This window comes from Pseudoalteromonas sp. P1-30 (assembly GCF_001400005.1).
Lineage (GTDB): Bacteria > Pseudomonadota > Gammaproteobacteria > Enterobacterales > Alteromonadaceae > Pseudoalteromonas > Pseudoalteromonas atlantica.
This window is the reverse complement of record NZ_LKBC01000008.1, coordinates 115,341-125,018: the sequence shown is the minus strand read 5'-3', so window position 1 is coordinate 125,018 and position 9,678 is coordinate 115,341. Positions and strand designations below refer to the sequence as shown.

The 9,678-nt window shown below is 41.5% G+C and carries 8 protein-coding genes; 4 read left to right on the top strand and 4 right to left on the bottom strand.

Annotation, left to right across the window (positions count from 1 at the left end):
• Positions 1 to 337 precede the first annotated feature (337 nt).
• The 4 genes from gpmM (at position 338) to AN395_RS13310 (ending at position 5,289) form a co-directional block, all read left to right on the top strand.
• Positions 338 to 1,882 (top strand): 2,3-bisphosphoglycerate-independent phosphoglycerate mutase, encoded by a 1,545-nt coding sequence (gene gpmM, locus AN395_RS13325; RefSeq protein ID WP_054983286.1) that lies wholly within the window; start codon positions 338 to 340, stop codon positions 1,880 to 1,882.
• 3 nt (positions 1,883 to 1,885) lie between these two features.
• Entirely contained in the window at positions 1,886 to 3,025 is a 1,140-nt protein-coding gene (locus AN395_RS13320; RefSeq protein ID WP_054983285.1) for a murein hydrolase activator EnvC, read from the top strand.
• 36 nt (positions 3,026 to 3,061) lie between these two features.
• On the top strand, positions 3,062 to 4,327 hold the full coding sequence (locus AN395_RS13315; RefSeq protein ID WP_095206662.1) for a S41 family peptidase: 1,266 nt from the start codon (positions 3,062 to 3,064) through the stop codon (positions 4,325 to 4,327).
• A 200-nt stretch (positions 4,328 to 4,527) separates the two neighbouring features.
• Positions 4,528 to 5,289 carry a divergent polysaccharide deacetylase family protein gene (locus AN395_RS13310; RefSeq protein ID WP_004588620.1) on the top strand — a complete coding sequence of 254 codons (762 nt, stop codon included), beginning with the start codon at positions 4,528 to 4,530 and terminating at the stop codon, positions 5,287 to 5,289.
• A gap of 154 nt (positions 5,290 to 5,443) precedes the next feature.
• Here the strand turns inward: AN395_RS13310 and rpoH are convergent, their stop codons facing one another.
• The 4 genes from rpoH to ftsY form a co-directional block, all read right to left on the bottom strand.
• Positions 5,444 to 6,307, bottom strand: coding sequence for an RNA polymerase sigma factor RpoH (gene rpoH / locus AN395_RS13305; RefSeq protein WP_004588621.1), 864 nt, complete (start codon positions 6,305 to 6,307; stop codon positions 5,444 to 5,446).
• Positions 6,308 to 6,567: 260 nt separating this feature from the next.
• Positions 6,568 to 7,554 (bottom strand): permease-like cell division protein FtsX, encoded by a 987-nt coding sequence (gene ftsX / locus AN395_RS13300; RefSeq protein WP_054983284.1) that lies wholly within the window; start codon positions 7,552 to 7,554, stop codon positions 6,568 to 6,570.
• Positions 7,551 to 8,228: a cell division ATP-binding protein FtsE gene (gene ftsE, locus AN395_RS13295; RefSeq protein WP_004588623.1), complete on the bottom strand. Its 678-nt coding sequence runs from the start codon at positions 8,226 to 8,228 to the stop codon at positions 7,551 to 7,553. The genes ftsX and ftsE overlap by 4 nt, the downstream gene beginning before the upstream one ends.
• A gap of 230 nt (positions 8,229 to 8,458) precedes the next feature.
• Positions 8,459 to 9,678, bottom strand: a 1,220-nt coding sequence (gene ftsY, locus AN395_RS19400; protein WP_235576579.1) for a signal recognition particle-docking protein FtsY, incomplete at its 5' end; no start/stop codon positions are given.

The following is a 9,678-nucleotide window of genomic DNA, read 5'->3' as shown; positions in this document are numbered from 1 at the left end:
CGTTATCGCCTATTTATGGGGAATAACCACACTTCATAGGCTCTGCCTTACCTAAAAACCAAACATACTGCTGCAAATTCAGCCACCAAAGTGCAACACGCCCTAATATTCTAGGTATTTTGTACTTTAGCCACGCAAGTATACCCAAACCAAGTTAAAATGCGAGTTTGCTGCGCTTTAAAAACACATAAAGCGCCCCATATATGAAAGTAGGTAAAAAATTTAATATCTTGTTCTCAGTGCTGATTCTGGCGCTAAAACACGGTATGCTAAAACTAACCAGATAACCTTTCGGCGCACAGTACCCATCAACAGGTGCTAATTTTCAGGAGCTATTATGACAGAGCATAAAAAACCACTGGTATTAATGATTTTAGACGGTTGGGGATACCGCGAAGATGAGCAAAGCAATGCGATTCTTGCAGCCAACACCCCCGTTTTAGACAACCTATGGGCAACCCGTCCACGCACATTAATTTCAGGCTCAGGTTTAGATGTAGGCTTACCTGAAGGGCAAATGGGTAACTCAGAAGTAGGTCATGTAAATTTAGGTGCTGGTCGTGTTGTTTATCAAGATTTTACTCGCATTACCAAAGCAATCAACGATGGCGAATTTGACTCAACTCCTGCCCTTGTTGAAAACATCGATAAAGCAGTCGCTGCAGGCAAAGCCGTGCATATTATGGGTTTATTAAGCCCAGGTGGTGTTCACAGCCACGAAGATCATATTGTCGCAAGTATTCAATTAGCCGCTAAACGCGGTGCAAAAGAAGTATATTTTCATGGCTTTTTAGATGGCCGTGATACACCACCACGCAGTGCTAAAGCATCAATAGAGCGTATAGAAGCCTTATTTGCCGAGCTAAATTGTGGCCGCTTAGCGTCTCTTGTGGGCCGTTATTACGCCATGGACAGAGACAACCGTTGGAACCGTGTAGAAAAAGCCTACAATGTAATGACATTAGGTGAAGGCGAATTTAATTATGCTGATGGTGTATCGGCATTAGAAGCCGCCTATGAGCGCGACGAAAACGATGAATTTGTAGCTCCAACCACCATCACGCCACAAGGCACTGAAGCAGCACAAATTAATGATGGCGACACCATCATCTTTGCTAATTTTAGAGCCGACCGTGCCCGTGAAATTACCCGTGCCTTTGTAGAGCCAGGCTTTGATGGGTTCGAAAAGAAAAAATCACCACAGTTAAGCGCATTTGTAATGATGACAGAATACTCAGCCGATATTGATGCCCCTGTCGCGTTTGGTCCTACGCCATTGGTAAACGTATTAGGTGAATGGCTTGAAAAAAATGGCAAAACGCAGCTACGTATTTCTGAAACAGAAAAATACGCTCATGTTACGTTTTTCTTTAGTGGCGGACGCGAAGATGAATTTGAAGGCGAATCACGCGAATTAATTCCTTCTCCACAGGTTGCCACTTACGACCTTCAGCCAGAAATGAATTCAGAAATGCTAACCGACAAACTTATTGAAGCTATTAAAAGCGGTAAGTTTGATGCCATTATTTGTAATTACCCGAATGGCGATATGGTGGGTCACTCTGGTGTGTTTGAAGCCGCGGTTAAAGCCTGTGAAGCTGTTGATGCATGTATAGGCCGCGTGGTAGAAGCCCTAGATGAGTTTGGTGGTGAAGCGCTTATCACAGCCGATCACGGTAATGCAGAGCAAATGACAAATACTGCCACGGGCCAAGCTCATACCGCTCACACTAGCGAGCCAGTGCCATTTATTTATGTAGGACGCGATGCAACGCCAAGTGAAGGCAAAGCATTAAGTGATGTAGCACCTACTATGCTACACCTTATGGGCATGGAGCAACCAAGCGAAATGACCGGTACGCCAATCATGACGTTGAAATAACACATGAGCAAACCAGTAAATTGGTTTAGTGTTTATACATTTGTACTGGTTTCGTTAGTGGTTGCACCTGCAACCGCTAACGAAAACCGCACTAAAAAAGACCTATCTGAAGTGCAATCTGCATTAGAGCAAAGCCAAGCAGAGTACAACGCACAGCGAAAAAAAATTGCCGCACTGCAAAAAAACTTAAAAAAACACGAGTTAGAAATAGCTAAAAATGCCAAAGCCCTCAATATGGCTGAGCAATCAGTAAAAGAAACCGAGCAAAAACAACAAGCACAGCAACAAAAAGCACAGCAATTAAAAGCGCAACACGTGCAATTTCAAGCCATTTTAGCCGCCCAGCTAAAAAGTGCTTACATGGCTGGGGGCGACGACTACCCCAAAATGCTTTTAAACCAACAAGACACAGCTAAATTTGAGCGTACCTTAAGCTATTACAACTATTTAAATAAAGCGCGCATAGAGCAAATTGAAGAGCTTAAAGCACTACAACAACAAATTGCAGAAAACCAAGCTGCACTTGCCAAAACCAAACAAAAATTAGCCGCCTTATTTGAAGAACAAAAAAGACGCCAAAGCGCGCTAGTAAATGCCCAAAGCGAGCGCCAAACTAACCTTAAAAACTTACAAGCACAGCTCAATAGCACTAAAAGCTCGATTAATTACTTAAAAGACAACGAGCAAACATTAATCACCACCATTGAAGAACTTGAGCAAGAGAAGACTCAAAAAATTGAATTACTCGGCCTTAATAAAAGTAAAGGCAAGCTTAATTGGCCCAGCAAAGGAAAGCTAAAACACACATTTGGTCAGCGAAAACATGGCGGCATAGACTGGAAAGGCGTGTTAATTGGTGCAAAAGAAGGCACTAATGTAAACAGTATTAATAATGGCCAAGTTGTATTTGCTGATTGGCTTAAAGGCTTTGGCTGGGTTATTGTGGTTGATCATGGTGAGGGCTTTATGAGCCTATACGGCCATGCGCAAACATTATTAAAAGATGTGGGCGACATGGTTCGAGAAGGCGAAACGCTGGCATTAGTAGGTCAAAGCGGCGGACAGTCGAGTTCTGGTCTATACTTTGAAATACGCCATAAAGGACGCGCAGTAAATCCTGTTAAATGGTGCAGACGTATTTAAGTGAATAAAACAGCTGCACCGCATTAGGAGCAGCTGATGACTCAAAAAATACCACAAACACGCTCATTTCCCTCTTCCCGCACGCGCTATTCGTTTTTTTTGTGCGCATTAACCTGTATTGCTATTTTTTGTTTTAGCAATTCATTACTTGCCAGCTCAGTTAAAGATCTTAAAAGTCAGCAAATTTCTGAAATACTCTTCAACATTAAAGCCTATTATGTTGATGACTTATCACTGACAAAAGGTGCACAGGGTGCCTTTAATAATCAGCAAGTAGAAATTTTACTCGACCAGCTAGACCCGTATTCTAAATACCTCAATGAAAATGACTTAGACGCTTTGTTTAACAATACAAATGGCCATTACACTGGCGTGGGCATTGAAGTGAAAGACATTGACAGTGACATTACTATTGTTGGTGTTGTTAAAAACTCCCCAGCCAAAAAGGCCGGTATTTTAGCGGGCGATATTATTGTTAGTGTTAATGATATAAACACGCAAACAGGTAGCTTAGAGCAAGTAGCTGCGTTGATAAAAGATACCCGCTTTAACGCGGTTAAACTAACAATAAAGCGCGCAGGGCAGCAGCAACCAATTAGCTTTGCGGTAAACCGCAAAGAAATAAACTTAGAAAGCGCCACTAGCCAATTACTCGACTCAGGCACTGGGTATTTAGCCATAAATAATTTTTCTAATCACACCTTACATGAAGTGGCGCTGCAGGTAGCTGCACTTAAAAATGATTATCGCACGCCCCTTAAAGGGTTAGTCATTGATTTACGTGACAACCCAGGTGGTACTTTACAAAGCGCAGTGGCGGTAGCGGATCTATTTTTACAAAGCGGCACTATAGTCACCACTAAAGGGCGCTATTACGACGCTAACCAAGCCTACTACGCTAAACGAGGCGACATACTAAAAGGCTTGCCTATTGTGGTGCTTATTAATGAAAATTCGGCCTCTGCGGCTGAAATACTCGCCGCTGCTTTAAAAGATAATAAGCGTGCTACAGTGGTTGGTAATCAGTCTTATGGCAAAGGCTCGGTGCAATCTTTGATCCCACTTGGTGATGGTAATACAGCGCTAAAATTAACAACTGCTAAGTACTTTACACCTGCGGGCGTATCGATTGAAGGCGTAGGAGTTACCCCCGATGTAGCAATTGCGCAAGCAACCCTTCCACAATCAAATAAAGCCGTTATAATAAAAAATGAGCAGAACAAAAATGCACCACAATTTGAACATGAAATACTGGGCGACTTGCAGTTAGTAAAAGCTAAGCAATTACTTAGCATGCAATAGTAAATAATCTAAACTCTAGGTAAGCGATTTAATAACAGAATAAATATTAACACTATTAGATTCTGCTATTCTTTAGCTATAAATTTTAAGTAAATTCAAGGCAGTTAGCGCTAAAAATGGCTGCTGAGATAGCTTTATTACCCGGCGCTGAGATTAAAAAATACCCTTAATAAATTAAAAAGATAATAAAAACTATAAACGTGAAAATAATAAAATGGCTGTTGTTGGCTATCTGCTTTGTATCTAGCACTGCTTGGGCAAAGCAAATAGCCATCGTAATTGATGATATTGGCTATCATCAGCGAGATTTAGAATTTCTTACCTTACCAGGGCAATTGTCGTATTCAATTTTGCCCCACACACCCTACTCTCAAATTTTTGCCACGCTTGCCAGCCAAGCAAATAAAGAGCTTTTATTGCATGTACCTATGCAAGCCTTAAACGGTAAAGCACTCGGCCCTGGCGGGCTCACTGTAAATATGGATAAAGAACAGCTACAAAAAACTTTAGGCACCGCGTTGGCAAGCTTACCGCAAGTAAAAGGGGTTAATAACCATATGGGGTCGGCACTCACTCAACAAAGCCAAGCCATGAAGTGGACTATGGAAGTACTTAAAAAACGTAATTTATTCTTTTTAGATAGCCGTACTACCGACTTAAGCCAAGCGCAAAATGCGGCAAATTTTATCGGGGTTGAAAATATTGGCCGCCATGTGTTTTTAGACAATATAACCACGCATGAGCAGCTGCAGCAAAGGCTGGATGAGCTAAAATATAAAGCGACTAAACATCACTTTGCCATAGCGATTGCCCACCCCTACCCAGAAACAATCGACTTTTTACGCCAAGCGCTACCTGAGCTCACCGAGCAAGGCTTTGAGTTAGTTCCGGTATCGCAACTAGTGCATAAAAAATACATACAATTAGCACAGGCGCAAGGTAAAGGGATCAACGCTAGGTAGCTTTAAGCGATATTTTAAGTATATTTAAGCCATACAACTAAGCTGACAAAAGCAATATTAAATAGCTAAAACGTTGATTAAAATACTCATAGCCACAAAGCAAAAGCCCCGCATATTAATGCAGGGCTTTTTAAGTTTTACATTTTTTGCGCTATTAGCTCATAGCACTTTGCAGCTTTTTCATCGCTGTTTTTTCTAGCTGGCGAACACGCTCAGCAGATACACTGTATTTTTCAGCTAGCTCTTGTAGTGTTGCTTTGTCATCAGACAACCAGCGTGCACTTACAATGTCTTGTGAGCGTTCATCTAGCGTTTTAAGCGCGCTAAATAAACGAGTATGTGACTGCTCTTGCCATTGTTGCTGCTCAATATCGTCAGCTAAATCAGCTGAGCCGTCTGTTAAATATTGTACTGGTGAATATGTACTTGTTGGTGCGTCGTCGTTATCGTCGCCCGTTAAGTCAAAGCCCATGTCTTGGCCGCTCATGCGCGATTCCATTTCACGAACTTCTTTTTCACTCACACCTAGCTCATTCGCTACAGTGCTTACTTCAGCTTGGTTAAACCAACCTAAACGTTTTTTGTTTTTACGAAGATTAAAAAACAATTTACGTTGCGCTTTAGTGGTCGCAACTTTTACGATGCGCCAATTTTTAAGCACAAACTCATGAATTTCTGCTTTAATCCAATGAACAGCGAAAGACACTAAACGTACACCCACACTTGGGTCGAAACGCTTAACCGCTTTCATCAGGCCTATATTGCCCTCTTGGATTAAGTCGGCTTGCGGTAAACCATAACCCGAGTAGCTTTTAGCAATATGTGCTACAAAGCGTAAATGCGACATAATGAGTTGCTTTGCAGCACTAAGATCGCCTTCTTCTTGAAGTCGTGTTGCTAGCTCTTTCTCTTGCTCAGCTTTAAGCATAGGAATTGTGCTAACCGCTTGAAGGTAGCCGTCCATGCTTGCGCTTTGTTGCCCAACTGTAAGTGCCATTGCGTATAAATCTTTACTCATTTTTCACCTCGGTGATAAACATTTGAAACCATCTTAGCACTCTTTCTCTAAGAGTGCTAACCCCAATTTAAAACTTTTTTTAAGCGTAAATCAAGCGGTTTTTTAGTGTATGTTAAGTCTACTACATGCGACTGAATAAGTGATGAACTAAGGGATTGCAAGAGATTAGCGCAAGCGTAACAGCGCATTTACAACTAATCTCATTTGAGGATAATAATATACAAACATGACATTTTTGAGTCAGCCATTAGCAGCTGTACTCATACTTTATCAGGCTCAATTTCTTTAATATATCGGTTAACCGATAAGTAAGAACCAATAAAGCCTAAGCTGGTTGCTAGTAACACTAATGCGCCAAACTCATTAAGCGTTAAACCAATTAACGAAAAGCTTGTTTGATACACGCCTGCAACGCTGCTTACTGCGCTAGTTAACCACCACATCATTAAGGCAATACAAATAAATGCAAACAAGCCCCCTATAACGCCATACCAAATGCCGGTCCACAAAAACGGAGCGTGTATAAACGTATTGGTAGCACCTACTAACTTCATTACTTGTATTTCTTCTTTTTTATCCATAATCGATAAACGAATCGTATTACCAATAATAAGCGTGACAGAGGTAAGAAGTAATAAAGCAATTGTGATAACGCTTTCTTTTAATAAGTCTAATAATGCATTTAGGCGCTCAAGCCAAGCAATATCAAGCTTACCAAAATCTACTTCGCGCTCGTTTTCAAGCTTTGTAAGCAGCGCTTTAGCCGCATTAGGCTGGCGATGCCGCTTAGTAGGTGTCACTAATACAACATCGGGTAGCGGGTTGCTATCTAGGTATTCTAAAGCTTGCCCAAACCCCGACACATCTTTAAATTCAGTTAATGCTTGTTGCTTAGAAATAAATTCAACACTTTCTACCTCGGTGTAAAGTGCTAAACGCTTTACTAAGGTTTGTGTTTCTTGTTCGCTCATACTTTCTTTTACAAAAAGCGATATTTCACTGGCTTCTTCAAACCCGCTACTGACTTGCTGTACATTTTTTACGACTAAATAAAGCGTTGCAGGCAATGTTAAACTTAGCCCAAGTACAGCAATTGTCATTAATGATGCAAGTGGCGTACGCCACATTTCACCTAAACTGTGCACCCCTTGGCGAAAAATATTTATAATAAAAAAATAACCGCCAGCTATGGCTGATTTTTTTTGTTTATCGTTTGAGTTTTGGCGTCCTTTAAATAACAAGCTCACAGCGTGCCCTCCGCAAGTGGGTCTTCAAGCATACGGCCATCTTTTAAAGTCAGGCTACGGTATTTTAAACGCGACACTAGGCCAAGGTCATGTGTTGCTATAAGTACTGTCGTACCGTGTTTATTAAAATCTTCAAATAGCCTTAATATTTCCATAGAGAGCTCGGGGTCAAGGTTACCCGTTGGTTCATCAGCTAATAAAATAGGCGGAGAATTTACAATCGCTCTGGCAATACCTACGCGTTGCTGCTCACCACCAGAGAGTGTAGAAGGATGACATTTAACTTTATCTAACAGCCCTACTTTATCTAGCGCACCATGGACTCGTTTAGCTATTTGTTTATGATGAGTGCCTTCAATAATCAACGGCAGTGCAACGTTATCAAACACAGTGTAACGCTCTAACAAACGATGATTTTGAAAAATAATACCAATATCGCGGCGCGCATAAGGAATTTGCCGAGAATTAACTTTATTTAAATCAACACCATTAATTAGCACGTTGCCTGCAGAGGGGCGCTCCATTAAGCTAATGAGCTTTAATAAGGTACTTTTACCCGCACCACTGTGGCCTGTTAAAAAAGCCAGTTCGCCAGGCTTAATATGAAATGTAACTTTTTCGAGAGCGCGATGCCCACCCGGATAGGTTTTACTTACTTGCTGAAAATTTATCATTTTTTATTATGCCAGTCCCAAATTAGTAAAATGGAATTCCTTAGCTAGGGCCTGTTGACCTTTCAGGATTGAAATTTGCTTTGCCTAGAGCCTATTTAATCGCGGCGCAAGGTTTATAGCCCAGAGGACTGAGTAAAACCTAGCAATAAAAAGAAATAGCCCAAAGGGCAGCGCATGTTTAATCTCAAAAGATAAACAGACCAAAAAAGGGAGCAAGCTCCCTTTATGTATTAAGCGTCATCCTCATCTTGGCTAAATAAAGCGTCAATAAAGTCATCGCTTTTAAATGCGCGTAAATCATCAATACCTTCGCCAACACCAATGTAACGAATAGGAATATTAAACTTATCTGCAACCGCAAATATAACCCCACCTTTAGCAGTACCATCAAGTTTTGAGAGGGTAATACCGGTTAACCCAACACATTGATTAAATAAGTTTACTTGGCTAATTGCATTTTGACCTGTACCCGCATCAATGGTTAGCATAACTTCATGCGGTGCATCAGGGTCAATTTTCTTCATTACGCGGGCTATTTTTTCAAGCTCTTGCATTAAGTTATCTTTATTTTGCAAGCGCCCTGCTGTATCAGCAATTAATACATCTACATTACGCGCTTTAGCGGCTTGAAATGCATCAAACACCACTGAAGCACTATCTGCACCAGTGTGCTGGGCAATAACAGGAATGCTGTTACGCTCGCCCCACACTTGCAGCTGCTCTACGGCTGCTGCACGAAAGGTATCACCTGCGGCCAACATAACCGACTTACCTTCATTTTGAAATTGCTTAGCTAACTTACCAATGGTTGTCGTTTTACCTACGCCGTTTACACCGACCATTAATATAACAAATGGTTTTTTATCAGCACGTATCTCTAGCGGTTGCTCAGCTGTTTTAAGCATTGCGGCCATTTCTTGCTTCATTAAGTCATAAAGCGCATCGCCATCTTTAAGCTGCTTGCGATCGGCGGCATCAGTAAGGCTATCAATCAGCTTCATGGTGGTATCAACACCTAAATCGGCGGTAAGAAGCTGTGTTTCTAAATCTTCAAATAAATCATCGTCTATTTTTTTACCACTAAAAATAGAAGCAAAGCCAGAACCTATATTTACACGGGTTTTTAATAACCCTTTTTTAAGACGTGAAAAAAAGCCTTCTTTTTTAGGCTTTTCGGCAAGTTTAGCTTCTTCTTTTGCAAGCTCTGCCGTAATGCGCTCTTGCTCTAAACGATCAGCTTCTGCCTCTGCTGCAATACGTTCTTGCTCTGCACGTTCAGCTTCTGCCTGTTCTTGTGCGATACGCTCTTGTTCTAAGCGCTCGGCTTCTGCTTGCTCTGCTGCAATACGCTGCTGCTCTAAACGCTCGGCCTCTGCTTGCTCTGCTGCAATACGCTGTTGCTCTAAACGTTCAGCTTCTGCTTGCTCTGCTGCAATACGCTGTTGCTCTA